The organism is Azospirillum sp. A29 (assembly GCF_042604625.1).
Classification (GTDB): Bacteria; Pseudomonadota; Alphaproteobacteria; order Azospirillales; family Azospirillaceae; genus Azospirillum; species Azospirillum palustre.
The window spans coordinates 607,425-624,454 of record NZ_CP170460.1 but is presented as its reverse complement, the minus strand read 5'-3'; the positions used below and the strand labels follow the sequence as shown (position 1 = coordinate 624,454).

General features: G+C 66.6%; 16 protein-coding genes. 7 read left to right on the top strand and 9 right to left on the bottom strand.

Features of this window, described 5'->3' with window-relative positions; translation table 11 throughout:
- Position 1: 1 nt before the first annotated feature.
- From ABNQ38_RS02735 to deoC, 8 genes are all read right to left on the bottom strand, one after another.
- Complete coding sequence (locus ABNQ38_RS02735) at positions 2-1,642, bottom strand: FGGY-family carbohydrate kinase (protein WP_377805571.1); 1,641 nt, start codon at positions 1,640-1,642, stop codon at positions 2-4.
- A 21-nt stretch (positions 1,643-1,663) separates the two neighbouring features.
- The gene (gene rbsK / locus ABNQ38_RS02730; protein ID WP_377805570.1) at positions 1,664-2,587 is read right to left on the bottom strand and encodes a ribokinase; all 924 of its coding nucleotides are present in this window, start codon (positions 2,585-2,587) and stop codon (positions 1,664-1,666) included.
- A gap of 31 nt (positions 2,588-2,618) precedes the next feature.
- Positions 2,619-3,704 (bottom strand): aldose 1-epimerase family protein, encoded by a 1,086-nt coding sequence (locus ABNQ38_RS02725; RefSeq protein ID WP_377805569.1) that lies wholly within the window; start codon positions 3,702-3,704, stop codon positions 2,619-2,621.
- Positions 3,705-3,742: 38 nt separating this feature from the next.
- The gene (locus ABNQ38_RS02720) at positions 3,743-4,735 is read right to left on the bottom strand and encodes an ABC transporter permease (protein ID WP_377805568.1); all 993 of its coding nucleotides are present in this window, start codon (positions 4,733-4,735) and stop codon (positions 3,743-3,745) included.
- Between the two features lie 12 nt (positions 4,736-4,747).
- Positions 4,748-5,725, bottom strand: coding sequence for an ABC transporter permease (locus ABNQ38_RS02715; protein ID WP_012977088.1), 978 nt, complete (start codon positions 5,723-5,725; stop codon positions 4,748-4,750).
- Between the two features lie 11 nt (positions 5,726-5,736).
- On the bottom strand, positions 5,737-7,239 hold the full coding sequence (locus ABNQ38_RS02710; protein ID WP_377805567.1) for a sugar ABC transporter ATP-binding protein: 1,503 nt from the start codon (positions 7,237-7,239) through the stop codon (positions 5,737-5,739).
- Between the two features lie 86 nt (positions 7,240-7,325).
- Positions 7,326-8,372: an autoinducer 2 ABC transporter substrate-binding protein gene (locus ABNQ38_RS02705; RefSeq protein ID WP_377805566.1), complete on the bottom strand. Its 1,047-nt coding sequence runs from the start codon at positions 8,370-8,372 to the stop codon at positions 7,326-7,328.
- A gap of 183 nt (positions 8,373-8,555) precedes the next feature.
- Entirely contained in the window at positions 8,556-9,227 is a 672-nt protein-coding gene (gene deoC / locus ABNQ38_RS02700; protein WP_377805565.1) for a deoxyribose-phosphate aldolase, read from the bottom strand.
- A 288-nt stretch (positions 9,228-9,515) separates the two neighbouring features.
- On the opposite strand from deoC, the gene ABNQ38_RS02695 reads away from it, so the two are divergent.
- Complete coding sequence (locus ABNQ38_RS02695; protein ID WP_377805564.1) at positions 9,516-10,283, top strand: DeoR/GlpR family DNA-binding transcription regulator; 768 nt, start codon at positions 9,516-9,518, stop codon at positions 10,281-10,283.
- Positions 10,284-10,292: 9 nt separating this feature from the next.
- Here ABNQ38_RS02695 and ABNQ38_RS02690 read toward each other — a convergent pair whose 3' ends face one another.
- Complete coding sequence (locus ABNQ38_RS02690) at positions 10,293-11,240, bottom strand: LysR family transcriptional regulator (protein ID WP_377805563.1); 948 nt, start codon at positions 11,238-11,240, stop codon at positions 10,293-10,295.
- A gap of 123 nt (positions 11,241-11,363) precedes the next feature.
- Between ABNQ38_RS02690 and ABNQ38_RS02685 the strand changes: the two genes are divergently transcribed.
- Genes ABNQ38_RS02685 through ABNQ38_RS02660 form a run of 6 tightly spaced genes read left to right on the top strand, consistent with a single transcriptional unit; the run spans position 11,364 to position 16,991 of the window.
- On the top strand, positions 11,364-12,860 hold the full coding sequence (locus ABNQ38_RS02685; protein WP_377805562.1) for a form I ribulose bisphosphate carboxylase large subunit: 1,497 nt from the start codon (positions 11,364-11,366) through the stop codon (positions 12,858-12,860).
- Positions 12,861-12,873: 13 nt separating this feature from the next.
- Entirely contained in the window at positions 12,874-13,314 is a 441-nt protein-coding gene (locus ABNQ38_RS02680; RefSeq protein WP_377805560.1) for a ribulose bisphosphate carboxylase small subunit, read from the top strand.
- A complete protein-coding gene (gene rpe / locus ABNQ38_RS02675) occupies positions 13,304-14,026 on the top strand; it encodes a ribulose-phosphate 3-epimerase (RefSeq protein ID WP_377805559.1) in 723 nt (240 codons plus the stop codon). The genes ABNQ38_RS02680 and rpe overlap by 11 nt, the downstream gene beginning before the upstream one ends.
- Positions 14,023-14,943, top strand: a complete 921-nt coding sequence (gene cbbX, locus ABNQ38_RS02670; protein WP_377805558.1) for a CbbX protein — start codon at positions 14,023-14,025, stop codon at positions 14,941-14,943. Before rpe ends, cbbX begins: the two co-directional genes overlap by 4 nt.
- A 46-nt stretch (positions 14,944-14,989) precedes the next feature.
- The gene (locus ABNQ38_RS02665; protein ID WP_377805557.1) at positions 14,990-16,102 is read left to right on the top strand and encodes a class 1 fructose-bisphosphatase; all 1,113 of its coding nucleotides are present in this window, start codon (positions 14,990-14,992) and stop codon (positions 16,100-16,102) included.
- 13 nt (positions 16,103-16,115) lie between these two features.
- Positions 16,116-16,991 (top strand): phosphoribulokinase, encoded by an 876-nt coding sequence (locus ABNQ38_RS02660; protein ID WP_377805556.1) that lies wholly within the window; start codon positions 16,116-16,118, stop codon positions 16,989-16,991.
- Positions 16,992-17,030: the final 39 nt, after the last annotated feature.

The following is a 17,030-nucleotide window of genomic DNA, read 5'->3' as shown; positions in this document are numbered from 1 at the left end:
TCTAGCCGGCTTGCTCCATCAGAGCGCGATAGGCCATCTGGTCCTCGTGCATGCGCAGGAACACGGCGTATTTGGCGTCGTGATAGGCCCGCAGCGGCCCCGCGGCCGGCGTGATGCGGCGGCCGGCGCGGCTCATCCCGGCCATGCCGGCGGCGATGTCGGGGAAGGCACCGCCCGCCACCGCGCCCAGCACGGCGGCCCCCAGCAGCACCGCCTCCGGCTCCTCCGGCAGGACCAGGGTGCAGCCGGTGGCGTCGGCATGGGCCTCCAGGAACACCGGGTTCTTGGTGCCGCCGCCGCAGGCGAGGATGGTGTCGATGGCATAGCCGCGCCCGTTCATCGCCGCGACGATGTGCCGGGTGCCATAGGCCACCGCCTGCACCGTCGCCAGATAGAGCAGCGCCAGATCCTCCAGCCCGTCCGACAGCCGGAGCCCGGCGATGGCACCGCGCAAACCGGCATCGGCCCGCGGCGAGCGGTTGCCGTGGAAGTCGGGCAGCACATGCAGGTCGCGGGTCAGCATCGCCACCGGCCCGCCGCTGCGCCCGGCAAGATCCGCCAGCTCCTCGTTCAGCAGCTGGTAGACCGTGACGCCGCGCCGCTGCGCCTCGGCGGCGAGGTCGGCATGGCGGGGATGGCCCTGCACCACATGGTCGATCAAGGCGCCGGTCGCCGACTGCCCGCCCTCGTTCAGCCACAGCCCCGGCAGCATGGCCGAATGGTAGGGACCCCAGACGCCGGGAATGAAGCGCGCGGCGCCGGGGCTCATCACCATATGGCAGCTCGACGTGCCGCCGATCAGCGCCAGCCGCCGGTCGAAATCGACATCGGTCGATGCCTCCAGCGGAACCCCGATCACCCCGATCCCGCCGGCATGGGCGTCGATCATCGAGGTGCCGACCGCGATGCCCGGCGTCAGCCCAAGCTCGCGCGCCGCCTCGGCGCTCAGCCCGCGGGCGACGGCGCTGCCGACCTCGCCGACCTCGGTGCCGATGCGGGCATGCCCCTCGTCGACCAGATCGCCCAGCCCGATGGCGCGGAGGTAGCCGTCGTCCCACCGTCCCTCATGCCCCAGATAGGTCCATTTGCACACCAGTGAGCACAGCGACCGCCGCGCCGATCCGGTCGCCCGCCAGGTCAGGAAGTCCGGCAGATCGAAAAAATGGGCGGCCCGGCTCCAGCTTGCCGGCAGCGTCTCCTTTAGCCACAGCAGCTTGGGCGTTTGCATCTCCGGCGACAGCCGGCCGCCGACATAGCGCAGCACCTCGTGACCGCCGGCATTGATGCGGTCGGTCTGGTCGATGGCGCGGTGGTCCATCCAGACGATGACGTTGCGGGCATCGTCGCCCTCCGGATCGACCGTCACCGGCCGCCCGGCGGCGTCCAGCACCACCAGCGAACAGGTGGCGTCGAAGCCGATGCCGACCACCTCCGGCCTCTCGGCGCAAGCCTCCAGCGCCTCCTGCACCGCGGCGCAGACGGCGGCCCAGATGTCGTCGGAGGACTGCTCCGCCCACTCCGGATCGGGCTTCCACATCCGGATCGGACGGGCGGCGGCGGCCAGCCGGCGGCCGGCAAGGTCGAAGATGCCGGCGCGAGCGCTGCCGGTCCCCACATCCACCCCGATCACGGCGCGTGTCATGGCGTATTCTCCGTCCGGTGCTTACAGGCTGGCGCAGAAGGCCTCGAACGCCTCGCGGCTGGCGTAGGATTTCTGGGTGCCCGGCCGGGTGATGCTGTCGGCGGCATAGCGCACCGCCTTGTGCAGCGCCGCGTCCAAATCGCGGTTCTCGACATAATAGCGGGCGAAGCTGCCGATGAAGGCATCGCCGGCGCCGGTGGTGTCGACCGGCGTCACCCGCACCGGCTCGATCCGCCGGGTCTTCTCGCCCTTCGTCACCAGCAAGGCACCGCGGGCGCCCAGCGTGACGATCACCGTGCGGATGCCGCGCCCGATCAGCGACTGCGCCGCCGTCTCGGCCTCCGCCTCCGAAGTCACCGGCAGTCCGGAGATGGTCGCCAGCTCGGTCTGGTTCGGCACCAGGAAGGTGACCTGCTCGATCCGCTTGGGATCCAGATCTGTGGGCGCCGGGGCCGGGTTCAGCAGGGTCTCGATGCCGTGGCGGGCGCCGAATTCGATGGTGTGGTAGATCGTCTCCAGCGGGACTTCCAACTGCATGACGATCAGGTCGCAGCCCTTCAGATCCTCCGCCGCGCGGTCGATGTCGGCCGGCGACAGCAGGGCGTTGGCGCCCTTGATGATCAGGATGCTGTTCTCGCCCGACGGCTCGACGAAGATGGGGGCGACGCCGCTGGAGGTGCCGGGCACCCGCTCGACATGGCGGGTGTCGATGCCCGACGCCTCGAAGTTGCGGATGGTGTTGTCGGCGAAGATGTCGTCGCCGACCTTGGTGACCATCATCACCTCGGCCCCCAGCCGGGCGGCGGCAATGGCCTGGTTGGCGCCCTTGCCGCCGCAGCCCATCTCGAAGCGCGGTGCCTCGATGGTCTCGCCGGGGCCGGGCATGCGGGCGGTGTAGGTGATCAGGTCTACCATGTTGCTGCCGACCACGGCGATCTTGCCCATCTTCGGTATCTCCTTGTCACTACGCCCTGACTCACAGCGCCCGGATGGCGCATTCCTCGGCTTCGGCCTCGTCGGCGGTCAGATAGCCCAGCCGCACCGAAAAGCGCCGGGTCTCGCCGCCCGCCAGCGTCTGGACATTGCCCTTGGCGCTCTCCGCCTTGTAGCCCTCCGGCTCGCAGGTGGAGGGCAGGGCGAAGGCGCAGACCTTCTGGTCGCTGTTGACCAGCACCCAGCGCACCGTCTTGGGGAACTCCCGCGTGCTGTAGGCGATGTGGAAGGCGTCGCCCTCCCGCCGCCGCATCATCACCGCGGTGCCGCCCTCCTCGTCGGTGCGCAGGCCGCGGATGTAGAAGACCTGTTCGGGGTCGTAGCGCTCAGGTTCGTCCAGCACCTCCATCACCGCCGGATCGCGGGCGAGGTCGGACAGCAGCGCGTCATAGGCCGGGCTGCGCGGCACATGGGCCGGCACCACAGTGCGGACCGCCGTCGCCTCCGGGGTGAAGGGGGTGGGCTGGACGATGCGGGCGCCCTCGGCAAAAGCGAAGTTGACGTGGCACATGTACATCAGATCCATCGCCGCACCCGACAGGTTCTCCACCGCCATGCCGATGTCGAACAGGGCGGAGCCGGGGCGAAGCACCACCCGCGGGCGGGCGACGTAATGAGCGCCGAAACCCATCACATACTCGCGCCGGCCGGTGACGGCCATGTAGGGGCCTTCGTCATCCTCCCCCACCTCCAGCCCGGCGGAATCCATCGGCGCGCAGGGCATCTCGCCATGCAGAAGATGGCTGTCCTGCGGGCCGGGGCAGCCGTTGCGCAGCAGCCCGGAATGGAAGGCGAAGCAGCCATAGGTGCCGACGATCTCTGTCGCCGGACGTGGCATGTCGAACATGTTCGACATGGTCAGGTCGACGCCGTCGAACACGGCGTCCCACACCATCTGGCCGTAATAGGGCAGCAGCACCAGATGCCCGCGCCGATTGGACAGCCGCACCGCCTCGATCCCGCTGTCGTAGCGGAACAGGCTGGCGGTCATGCCGTGCGCCTCGGCGACCGGGCGCTCGGCCTCGCCGAAGAAGCTTTTGCGGAAATGGATTGCGGTTCGGACGCTCATGGGATTTCCTCCCTATCGGAAGCTGGCCTGGAAACCGGTTAGCGGGTGCGGTTCTTGTAGGCGTTGATGGCGATGACCAGCAGAAGGAACGCGCCCCAGATGAAATCGATCAGATGGTTGGAAAAGCGCAGGATCTGGAAGCCGCTAGACAGCAGCATCAGCGCCGCCACCGCGATGGTGATGCCCAGCACCGTCCCGCGCCCGCCCGCCGGGTTGGTGCCGCCCAGCACGGCGATCAGCACCGCCTGCAACAGGTACGAGGTGCCGTAATCCGACTTCGCCGCGTTGGTCCGCCCCGACAGGATGATGCCGGCGACCGAGGCCAGAACGCCGGTCAGCATGTAGCTGTACAGCACCATCCGCTCCCGCTTCAGCCCGGCGAACAGCGCCGCCTTCGGGTTGGTGCCGATCAGCATCAGGTTGATGCCGAGCGCGGTGCGGCTCAGCACGAAGGCGATCAGCGCGGCGATCACCGCGAACAGCACGAAGGGCGTCGCCAGCCCCAGGATCTTGCCGTTGCCGAGGAAGGCCCAAGCGGTGGGGAAGCCGACGATGGCCGGCCCGCCGGTCAACACGATGGCGAGCCCGGTGAAGACCTGCCCCGTCCCCAGCGTCGCCAGGATCGGCGTGATGCCGAGCCGTGTGATCAGCAGCCCGTTGACCGTCCCGGCGACCAGCCCGGTGCCGAGCGCGATCACCCCGCCGAGCAGGACGGTCAGGATGCCGGCGTCGGCGATGCCGGCGGCCCCCGCCATCTTGTGGAACAGCACGCCGGCCAGGATGCCCGACAAATTGGCGACCCCCACCACCGACAGGTCGATGCCGCCGGTCAGCATGGCGATCATCATCGCGATGGAGAGCAGACCCAGTTCGGGGAAGATGTAGGTGATCGATTCGAAGTTATAGTAGCGCAGGAACTTGTCCGGGCTGAGCGCCGTCATCACGGCGAAGATCAGCACCGTCATCACCAGCAGCTGGACGATGTTGTTGTCGCGGTTGATCAGGCTGCGGATGTTCATTTGTGCCTTCATGTTCCCGCCTCCTCAGGCCGCCCGGCGGCGGTCGCGCCACGCCGACAGGGCGGTCGCGGCGATGACGATCAGACCCACGACGACGAGCTGCCAGGTGGTGTCCACGCGCATGATGATCAGGCTGTTCTTGACCATCACCAGCATGAAGACGCCGAGCATGGTGCCGAGCACGCTGCCCCGCCCGCCGAAGATCGACGCCCCGCCCAGCACCACCGCGGCGATCACGTCCAGCTCCAGACCGACGAAGTCGCGCGGGTTGGCCAGCCAGATCATGCCGCTGTGCAGCAGCCCGGCGAAACCGGCGAGCGCGCCGGCGACGCAGTAGATGAAGAAGATGGTCTTGCGCAAATCGAAGCCGGCGCGGCGCGCCGCCTCCGGATCGCCGCCCAGCGCGTAGGCGCTGCGGCCGATCATGGTGTAGCGCAGCACCAGATGCATGGCGAGCGCCAGCCCGAGATAGATCAGCACCATCGCCGTCAGGCCGTAGGTGGTGCCGTCGGCCTTGGTGACGCTGACCACGTCGGTACGGGCGAAGTCGATCAGCGCGGTCGGCATCTTGTTGATGTTGATCATGCTGGTGCCGACGACGCCCAGCAGGAAGCCGCGCACCATGGCGCTGGTGCCCAGCGTCACGATCAGCGGGATCATGCGGAACTTGTAGACGAAGAAGCCGTTCACCGCGCCGAACGCCAGCCCCATCAGGGTGGCGGCCAGCAGCGGCAGCACGACGCCGTTGTAGCCCAGAGCCAGCATGCCCTTGATCGTCAGATACATGGCGGCGACGGCGAAGGCCGGGAACGACACGTCGATGCCGCCGGAGATCAGCACCAGCAGAACGCCCATCGCCATGATGCCGATGATCACGTTGCTGCGCATCAGGCTGAACAAATTGTCGAGCTGCCAGAAGGCGGGGTTGATCGTGCCGATGAGGACCATGGCGAGCAGCAGGATGCCCGCGATGACCGTTTCCGACCGGCGGAGCAGGGCCATCGGTTCCTCCCTCAGGTAAAGGTCTTGAGCCGGTCGCTGACCGTCTCTTCGGTGACGGCGGCGGCGGGCAGATCCTCGATGAAGCGCCCGCGATGCATCAGCACGATGCGGTTGCAGTTCTGCACCAGCTCCAGCACGTCGTCGGAGATCATCAGGACGGCGAGGCCGTGATGCTGCGCCAGCTCCCGGATCTTGGCATGGATTTCCGCCTTCGACCCGACATCGACGCCGACCGTCGGGCCGTTCAGGATCAGCACGCGGGCGTCGGTCAGCAGCCAGCGGGCCAGCACCACGCGCTGCTGGTTTCCGCCCGACAGCTGCATCACCGGCTTCTCGGCGGTGGGAGTGGCGATCTGCATGGCACGGACCATGCCCTGCGTCATCTCCTCCGCTTGGCTGCGGTCGATCACCAGCTTGGGCGCCAGCCGCTCGTAGGAGGTGGCGAGCATGTTGCGCTTGATGCTCTGCGGCAGGAACAGCCCTTCGCTCAACCGGTCCTCCGGCACATAGGCGATGCCGGCGGCGATGGCTTCCTGGGTCGTGCGCAGCCTCACCGGCGCGCCGTCGATCAGGATTTCGCCTTCATAGCGCGGCACCATGCCGAACAGCGCCAGGGCCAGATCGGTGCGACCGGAACCGAGCAGGCCCGACAGCCCGACGATCTCGCCCGGCCGGATGGCGAGGCTCAGTTCCTCGCATTTGCCGGGCACGGTCAGGCCGCGGATCTCCAGCCTCGGCACCGGCGGCGGGCCGGGTGGCGGGGTCCAGGCATAGGGTTGGTTGAGGATGTCGCCGCCGGTCATGTGGCGGGTGATCAGCGCCTCGTCGAAGTCGCCGGTCGGCCCCTCCGCCACCTTGCGGCCGTTGCGGATCACGGTGATGCGTTCGCTGATCTCCAGCATCTCGCGCATCTTGTGGCTGACGAACAGGATGGCGATGCCGCGCGCCTGGATGTCGCGGACGATGCGGAACAGCGTCTCGACCTCCTTGCGGGTCAAGGCCGTGGTCGGCTCGTCCATGATGATCAGGCGGGCATCCGACATCAGCGCGCGGGCGATGGCGACCAGCTGCTTGCCGGCGGTCGGCAGCGATGCGACCTCGGCGTCGAGGTCCAACTCCACACCCAGCCGGTCGACCGCCTCGCGAGCGATGGCGCGGGTGCGCCGCCAGTTCATCAGCCGCCGCTTCTCGCCGAGATGGACGTTCATCGCCAGATTCTCGGCGACGGTCAGGTTTCCGAACAGGGAGAAATCCTGGTAGATGACCTGGACGCCGTGGGCGATGGCCTCGATCGGCGTCATCGCCGCGATCGGCTTGCCGTCGATCAGGATTTCGCCGCCGTCCGGCCGGTAGACGCCGGACATGATCTTGATGACGGTGGATTTGCCCGACCCGTTCTCGCCGGCCAGGCAATGGATCTCGCCGGGCTTGATGACCAGCGACATGGCGTCCAGCGCCACGACGCCGGCAAACACCTTCCGGATGTTCCGGAGTTCGATGAAACCGTCCGACATGTCTTCCGCCCGGCGGTTCGAGGAATGGATGAAGACGCGGGGCGCCGGCAAGCCGTTCCCGGCCGCCGGCGCCCGCCCTTGGGTCGTCAGAAGTCGTAGGAGCCCATGTTCTCCTTGGTGACGCCGACCCAGCCCTGGCCGTACAGCAGGTTGGCCTTGGCCCCCTGCGGCGTGGTCAGGGCGGTGTAGCCCGGCAGGCCGAGGTTCAGGCCGGCCTTGATCTGGTCCTTCTTGCCGTCCAGCGCCATCACCGCCAGCATGTTCATGGCATAGCCGGCGACCGCCGGATCCCAGAACTGGATGTACTGGATGTCGCCCTGGGTCAGGTACTGGCCGGCCACCGACACCAGACCGGTGCCGGAGAAGAACAGCTTGTTCTTCAGCCCGCGTTCCGCCACCAGACGGCCGGCTCCGGCCGAGGTCGGCATCGGACCGCCGACGATGCCCTTCAGGTCCGGATAGGTGGTCAGCACTTCCTTCAGCTTGTTGTAGTCGGTGTTGGCATCGTCATAAGTCTCCAGACGGTTGGTCACCATCTGCATCTTCGGGAAATGTTCCTTCTGATAGGCGACGGCGCCGTCGATCCACTCGTTCTGCGACTTCGAGGTCAGGCTGCCGACGGTGCAGACATACTTGCCCTCGCCGCCCATCGCCTTGCCCAGCACTTCCATCAGCTTGGCGCCGTAGGCGAAGTTGTCGAAGGCCTCCAGCACATAGTCGGCGTTCTGGATGTTCGAAGCCTCATGCGCGATCACCACGATGCCGCGGTCGCGCGCCTTCTTCAGCACCGGCTCCACCGCCTCGACGGAGAAGGGGACGATGGCGATGGCGTCGACGCCCTGGGCGATCAGGTTCTCGACCAGCTGGACCTGAGCCGCCGCGTCGGCCTGGCTCGGTCCCACCATCCAGGTGTCGTGGCCGGTGTCGCTGGCGAACTGCTTCACGCCGTCGCGCATGCGGTCGAACCAGGCGATGCCGTCGACCTTCACCACGGTGGCGATGGTGTATTTCTTTTTGGTGGCGTCGGCCTTCAGCGTCTTGACGGCATCCGGGGTCGGAACCGGATCGGCGGCCATCGCCGGCCCGGCGACCAGCGATGCGGCGACGATGAGCGAGGACAGCAACTTCTTCATGTCGGCGTGACTCCCATGAGAGGCGATAAGCGCCATGCGGTGGGAGACATCCTTGACCCACCGCCGGTGCCGGGGTGTTTGCCACCCGCTGCGCGTTCCGTTTTTGATGATGCCGTGCCGGGTGGGACGGACGGAACCCCCGCCCGACCGGCACGTTCTGTGGCGTGCGCGCTATCGGCGGTATCAGCCGCCGATGATCACCACGCTGGCGCTGGCGCCGATGCGCGATGCACCGGCCGCGATCATGCGGCGGGCATCCTCGGTGGTCCGCACGCCGCCCGACGCCTTGACGCCCATGCCGTCGCCGACGGTCCGGCGCATCAGCGCCACATCCTCGGCGGTGGCACCGCCCCCGGCGAAGCCGGTGGAGGTCTTGACGAAATCGGCCCCGGCCTCCTGCGACAGGCGGCAGGCCAGGATCTTCTCCTCGTCGGTGAGCAGGCTGGTCTCGATGATGACCTTCAGCAGGGCATCGCCGCAGGCCCGCTTGACCTCGGCGATGTCGTCGCGCACGGCGGATACTTGTCCGCCTTTCAGCAGGCCGATGGGGATCACCATGTCGACCTCGCGGGCGCCATGGCGGACCACCCACTCGGCTTCGTCCGCCTTGATCGCCGAAGGATCGGCGCCGAAAGGGAAGCAGATGACGGCGCAGGGCGCCACCGGCGATCCGGCCAGCCGTTCGGTCACCAGCGGGATGAAGACGGGGTTGACGCAGACCGCCTTGAAGGCGTGCGCACGCGCCTCGTCGCACAGCCGCTCGACCTCGGCAGGCTGGGCATCGGGGCGCAACAGGGTATGGTCGATGAACGGAGCCAGACCGGCCGGCTCCGCCGGAACGCTGGGTATCGGCATCTTGGTCCTCCCGGGGAGCCCCTTGTCCTTTGGAGCTCTCCTCGATTGTCGCCGGAATGCCGACACCGCTTCCGAATTCCCCTTGGGGAGAGTCTTGCGATGTTAACATCCTAACATTTTCTGAAAGGATAGTTTCACGCTGTCGCGCGCTGTGTCAAGATCAATGCACGCGATTGTGATCTTGACCACGGCCCTCCTGTTCAAGGCCTTGCGCCATTGGGATTAACTCGTCTGGATTGTAAGGTGCGGCCGCTGGCAGGAAGGGCGGAAACGGTGCGGAATGCGGACATGTCGATGAGAAAGGCCGAGCGTTTGAACCGGTTGCAGTTCGCCCTGGATGCCGGCGGCTATCTTCGGCTGAAGGATGCGGCGCGGCTGCTGGGCGTGTCGGAAATGACGGTGCGGCGCGACATCGCGTCCTGCGGGGGACGATTCGCCTATCTCGGCGGCTACATCGCCGGCGGGATGGAGAGCGCAGGCGGCATGGGCTACATCCTGGATCGCGAGCGGGACGCCCATATCGAGATGAAGCGCACCGCCTGCGAGGCGGCGGCAAGCCTGCTGAAGCCGGGTGAAACGGTCTTCATCGATTGCGGCACCACCACCACCCATCTCGCCAGCCGCATCCCGGCCGACAGCCAGATCACCGTGGTCTGTTACGCGATGAACATTGCGGAGATCGTCTGCAAGAAGCCCGGCGTGCGCGTGGTCATGCTGGGCGGCCTTTACCACGTCTCCTCGGCCTCCTTCTCCAGTCCGGAATCGCTGGAGATGCTGCGCGGCATCGGCATCAACACCGCCTTCATCTCGGCCGGCGGCGTGCATGAGTCGCTGGGGATCAGCTGCTCCAACTTCCATGAGGTGGAGATCAAGCAGACGGCCATCGCCAACGCGGTGACCAGGGCGCTGGTCATCGACAGCAGCAAGTTCGATCAGGTCAAGCCGGCCTTCTTCGCCAAGCTCGACAGTTTCGATTTCCTGTGTTGCGACGACGGATTGGACGCTGCAAGGTCGGAACGGTTGACCGCCGCCGGGGTGCGCATCGTGCTGGCCTGACGCCAGGACTCAGGTGCCGGGGGCCAGCGCCCGGTGGCCGGCATGGAGGCTGTCGATGATCGCCTGCCCGCGCTCCAGCAGATAGCTGCGCAACTGTGCATGCACGGGCAGCAGTGGCAGGCTGCGGCGGTGGGCAATGTACCACGACCGCATCAGCGGCAGTCCCTCCACCCTCAGCTCGCGCAACATGCCCAGTGCCAGCTCCAGATTCACGGTGTGGCGGGACAGCAGGGCGACACCGATGCCGGCCATCACCGCCTGCTTGATCGTCTCGTTGCTGCTGGATGTCATGACGATGCGCGGGAAAAAGCCCTGGCCCTGGAAATAGGCATCGGTGAGCGCCCGCGTGCCGGCCCCCTCCTCCCGCGCGATGAAGTCGCTGTCGGCCAAGTCGGACAGGCGGAGTGTCGGGGCCTGTGCCAGCGGATGGCCCGGCGCGCAGATGATAATGCTGGGATGGCGGGCGAACGGTTCGGCCAGCAACTCGTCCGCATCCAAGGGTCGGCCCATGATGGCAAGATCGACCTCGCCCTTCGCCACCATCGCATTCACTTCGCGCCGGTTGCCATCTTGGAGATGGATGGACACGCCCGGCCGCTCCGCCTGGAAGCGGGACACCATGTGCGGGGCGATGTATTTGGCGGTGCTGACCAGCCCGATGGTGACGTTGCCGCCGGTAACCCCCTTCAGCGCCTGCATTCGCCGGTCCGCATTGTCCAGCGCTTGGAGGATCAGCGTCGCGTGTTCCAGCAGGTCGCGCCCCGCCTCCGTCAGGACGACGCCCCGGCCGACCCGCTCGAACAGCGGAAAGCCGCAATGGCCCTCCACCTGCTTGATCTGGAACGAGACGGCGCCGGGCGTCAGGCCGAACTGTTCCGCCACGCGGGCGAAGGACAGGCTGCGGGCGGCGGCGGTGAAAATCTGGAGTTGGCGCAGCGTCGCATGCTGGATAGTCATCGGCCGGTGCCATTCACGAGGAATACCTATCCATACTGTGCTGTGTATTTGAATTTTCCTCAATAGTACGTGGGGCTAACGTTTTCGTCGAACGAACCGAACGTCACCGACGAGGTGAGGACGATGAATTACGTATCGACAACGCTCCCCCCTGAGCAGAAGGCCGGCGATGCCGTCGTCAGCGACCCCAAGGCCCGCTACCGGCCCGGTGTGCTGAAATACCGGCAGATGGGCTACTGGGAGCCCGACTATGAGCCAAAGGACACCGACATTCTCGCCGTCTTCCGCATCACGCCGCAGGATGGCGTCGATCCGGAGGAAGCGGCGGCAGCGGTTGCCGGCGAGAGTTCCACCGCCACCTGGACCGTGGTTTGGACCGACCGCCTGACCGACTGCGAGCGCTATCGCGCCAAGGCCTTCCGCGTCGATCCGGTGCCCGGCACGCCCGGCCAATACTTCGCCTACATCGCCTATGAACTCGACCTGTTCGAGGAAGGGTCGATCGCCAACCTCACCGCCTCGATCATCGGCAACGTCTTTGGCTTCAAGCCGCTGAAGGGCCTGCGGCTGGAGGACATGCGGATCCCCGTCGCCTATCTGAAGACCTTTCAGGGGCCGGCGACCGGCATCGTGGTGGAGCGCGAGCGGCTGAACAATTTCGGCCGGCCGTTGCTGGGCGCCACCATGAAGCCGAAGCTGGGCCTGTCCGGCCGCAACTATGGCCGCGTGGTGTATGAGGCGCTGAAGGGTGGGCTCGATTTCACCAAGGACGACGAGAACATCAACTCGCAGCCCTTCATGCACTGGCGCGATCGCTTCCTCTACTGCATGGAGGGAGTGAACCGTGCCACTGCCGAGACTGGGGAAATCAAGGGTACCTACCTGAATGTCACCGCCGCCACCATGGAGGACATGTATGAGCGCGCCGAGTTCGCCAAGGAGTTGGGCAGCGTCATCGTCATGATCGATCTGGTGATCGGCTATACCGCGATCCAGTCGATGGCGAAATGGGCGCGGCGCAACGACATGATCCTGCATCTGCACCGCGCCGGCCATTCCACCTACACAAGGCAGAAGAACCACGGTGTGTCGTTCCGCGTCATCGCCAAGTGGATGCGCATGGCCGGCGTCGACCACATCCATGCCGGCACCGTCGTCGGCAAGCTGGAGGGCGATCCCAACGTCATCCGCGGCATCTACGACACTTGCCGCGAAACCCATGTTCCACAGAATCTCCAGCACGGCATTTTCTTCGATCAGCCCTGGGCCGGTCTGAAACGGATGATGCCGGTGGCGTCCGGCGGCATCCATGCCGGGCAGATGCACCAGCTGCTGACATACCTGGGCGAGGACGTGATCCTGCAGTTCGGCGGCGGCACCATCGGCCATCCCGACGGCATCCAGGCCGGCGCCACCGCCAACCGTGTCGCTCTGGAAACGATGGTCAAGGCCCGCAACGAGGGCCGCGACATCTGGAACGAGGGGCCGGAAATCCTGCGCGAGGCCGCCCGCTGGTGCGCTCCGCTGCGTGCGGCGCTCGATACCTGGAAGGACGTGACCTTCGATTACGCCTCCACCGACAGCGTCGATTACGTCCCCACCCCCACACCGGCGATGTGAAGGAGCACTTCCCATGCGACTGACCCAGGGCCAGTTCTCGTTCCTGCCGGACCTGACGGACGAGGAGATCACCAAACAGGTGCAATACGCCCTCGACCAGGGCTGGGCCGTGGCGGTGGAATTCACCGACGACCCGCACCCGCGCAACAGCTATTGGACGATGTGGGGCAACCCCATGTTCGACCTGCGCGACGCCAAGGGCGTGACGATGGAGATCGACGCCTGCCGCACCGCGCATCCCGAGCAGTATGTGAAGGTTCTCGCCTTTGACAGTTCGCACGGCTTCGAGACGGTGCGAATGTCGTTCCTGATCAACCGCCCGGCGGAGGAACCCGGTTTCGAGCTGCTGCGTGCGGAAGGATCGGGGCGGCGCATCGGCTACACAGTGCGCAGCTATGCCACCGGTCGTCCTGCCGGGGAGCGCTATGGCGGGGAGACCCGTCATGGAACGTGAACTTGGAGCCGGACATCTCCTCGCCCCTTCGATCCTCTCCGCCGACTTCGCCCGACTGGGCGAGGAGGTGGAGCGGGTGGTGGAGGCCGGATGCGAGGTCATCCATGTCGACGTGATGGACAACCATTATGTCCCCAACCTGACCATCGGTCCGCTGGTCTGCGCCGCCATCCGCCCGCGCACCCGCGCCATCATCGACGTCCATCTGATGGTGAAGCCGGTCGATGCGCTGGTGCCGTCCTTCGCCAAGGCCGGCGCCGACATCATCAGCGTCCACCCCGAGGCATCCGACCATCCCGACCGTACGCTCGCGCTGATCCGCGAGCAGGGCTGCCGCGCCGGGCTGGCGCTGAATCCGGCCACGCCTCTGACCTATCTGGATCATGTGATGGACCGGCTGGACCTGATCCTCGTCATGTCGGTCAATCCCGGCTTCGGCGGCCAGTCGTTCATCCCCTCCGCGTTCGAGAAGATCGCCGAAATCCGCCGCCGGATCGACCGTCACCGCGAGCACACCGGCCGCGACATCCGGCTGGAGGTGGACGGCGGCATCAAGCCTGACAACATCCGCGCCGTGGCCGATGCCGGCGCCGACATCTTCGTCGCCGGATCCGCCATCTTCGGCGCGGCGGATGCCGATGGCGGCTATCGCGGCGTGGTCGGACGGATGCGCGCCGCCCTGATGGCCGAACCGGAATGGAGGGCGGCATGAGCGGGGTCGCCGACCTTCTTGACCAGGAGACCCGTGACCGGCCGTCCGACGCTCCATCCGTCGATCTCGACGCGCTTTACCGGGAGTCCGGCATCGGCGGAATGCTGGCGGGGATGGATTGCGACCTTGTCGGGCTGAAGCCGGTGAAGACCCGCATCCGCGAGATCGCCGCCCTGCTGCTGGTGGAACGCGCCCGCCGCAGCATCGGCCTCCGGGCGGAGCCGCCGTCGCTGCACATGTGCTTCACCGGCAACCCCGGCACCGGCAAGACCAGTGTGGCGCGGCGCATGGCCGGGCTTCTCCATGGGCTGGGCTACATCCGTCGCGACCATGTGGTCAGCGTCACCCGTGACGATCTGGTCGGCCAGTATATCGGCCACACGGCGCCCAAGACGAAGGAGGTGCTGAAGCGCGCCATGGGTGGCGTGCTGTTCATCGACGAGGCCTATTACCTCTACCGGCCGGAGAACGAGCGCGACTACGGCCAGGAGGCCATCGAAATCCTGCTTCAGGTGATGGAGGACAACCGCGACGACCTCGTGGTGATTCTCGCCGGCTACCGCGACCGCATGGAGATTTTCTTTCGCTCCAATCCCGGCATGGCGTCGCGCATCGCCCACCATGTCGATTTCCCCGACTACGAGGCGGAAGAGCTGCTGGAGATCGCCCGGCTGATGACAGAGGGCATGCAGTACCGCCTGGCGCCGGAGGCGGAGCGGGCGATGGCCGACTACATCCTGCGCCGCATGGCCCAGCCGCGTTTTGCCAACGCGCGCTCCATCCGCAACGCGCTGGACCGTGCCCGCCTGCGACAGGCCAACCGCCTGTTCGAAGCGCGCGGCAGCGCCATCGCCGCCGCCGACCTGCTGACCATCGCCGAGGAGGACATCCGCCAAAGCCGCGTCTTCACACAATAGGCCGGCAGCAAGCCGGCCGCACATAACACCGAGAGAGGGGGAACCGATGCCGCACCGTCACACCACCTTCAGCAAATTCATCATCGAGGACCAGCGCCGCCGCGGGGGGGCCGACACCGACCTGACGGCCCTGCTCAACGACGTGCAGACCGCGTGCAAGTTCATCGCCAGCGCCGCCGCCCGCGGATCGCTGGCTCCGTCCGCCGGCCAGCCGGCGGTTCCGGCTCCCGAACCCGGCGTCAACGTTCATGGCGAGACGCAGAAGCCGCTCGACCTGATCGCCAACGAGATCATGCTGCGCACCTGCGAGTATGGCGGCAAGCTCTGCGGCATGGCGTCGGAGGAGATGGAGGAGCCCTACCGCATCCCCCGCGAATATCCGCGTGGCCGCTATCTGCTGGCCTTCGATCCGCTGGACGGCTCGTCGAACGTCGACGTCAATCTGACCGTCGGTACCATCTTCTCCATCCTCAAGGCGCCCGATGGTGTGGACGAGCCGGAGGTGGAGCATTTCCTGCAACCCGGCACGCAACAGGTGGCGGCCGGCTTCGCCCTCTACGGTCCGGCCGACATGATCATCGCTACCTTCGGCGAGGGCGTGCACGGCTTTACCCTGGATCGCGAGATCGGCGCCTACACTCTGACCCACCCGGACATGCGCATCCCCGATCATGTCTGCGAGTTCGCCATCAACAGCTCCAACGCCCGCTTCTGGGAGCCGCCGGTCCGCATGTATGTCGAGGAATGCATCAAAGGCAGTTCCGGCCCACGCGAGGCGGACTTCAACATGCGCTGGATCGCATCCCTGGTGGCGGAGGTCTACCGCATCCTGATCCGCGGCGGCGTCTTCCTCTATCCGCGCGACGCCAGACCGACCCACAAGCCGGGCAGGCTGCGTCTTCTCTACGAGGCCAACCCCATCGCCATGCTGGTGGAGCAGGCGGGCGGGGCGGCCAGCACTGGTCGGCAACGCATCCTCGACATCAAGCCGATGGCCCTGCACCAGCGCGTGCCGGTGATCCTGGGATCGAAGGCGGAGGTGGAGCGGCTGGTCGCCTATCACGCCGCCTACGACCGGGGGGAGGAGCTGTCCTTCCACGCCCCGCTGTTCGGCAGCCGGTCGCTGTTCCTCGCCTCCGAAACCGCGGCACTCGGCTGAGGGAGATCACACCATGTCGGCCCGTCATCCGATCATCGCCGTCACCGGTTCCTCCGGCGCCGGAACGACCACCGTTACCCGCACCTTCCAGCAGATCTTCCGCAGGGAGAGCATCGCCGCCGCCATCGTCGAGGGCGACAGCTTCCACCGCTACGACCGGCGGGAGATGCGCGCCAAGGTCGCCGAAGCGCAGGAGGAGCCCCATTCGACCTTCAGCCATTTCGGTCCCGACGCCAACCTGTTCGAGGAGCTGGACGATCTGTTCCGCAGCTATGGCGAGACCGGCGGCGGCCGCTTCCGCCGCTATCTGCATGACGCCAAGGAGGCCGAGCCTTACGGCCAGGACCCCGGCACCTTCACGCCGTGGGAGGAGATCGAACCCGGCACCGACCTGCTGTTCTACGAAGGGCTCCACGGCTGCGTGCGCACCGACCGTGTCGATCTCGCCCGTCATGCCGACCTGAAGATCGGCGTCGTTCCCATCGTCAACCTCGAATGGATTCAAAAGATCCACCGCGACCGCAACATGCGCGGCTATTCGGAAGAGGCCATCGTCGACACCATTCTGCGGCGCATGCCCGATTACGTGAAATACATCTGCCCGCAATTCAGCAGCACCGACGTGAATTTCCAGCGTGTGCCGACGGTGGACACCAGCAATCCCTTCATCGCCCGCGACATTCCGACCTCCGACGAGAGCATGCTGGTCATCCGCTTCACCCGGCCGAAGGGCATCGACTTCCCCTATCTGCTGTCGATGCTGAAGGACAGCTTCATGACCCGGCCCAACACCATCGTCTGTCCGGGCGACAAGATGGCGCTGGCGATGCAGCTGATCTTCACGCCGATGATCTGGCAACTCGCCGACCGCAAGAAGAAGGCGTTCTGAGCGGGGCGCCGAAAAGACACCCATCGGGGAGGATACCAG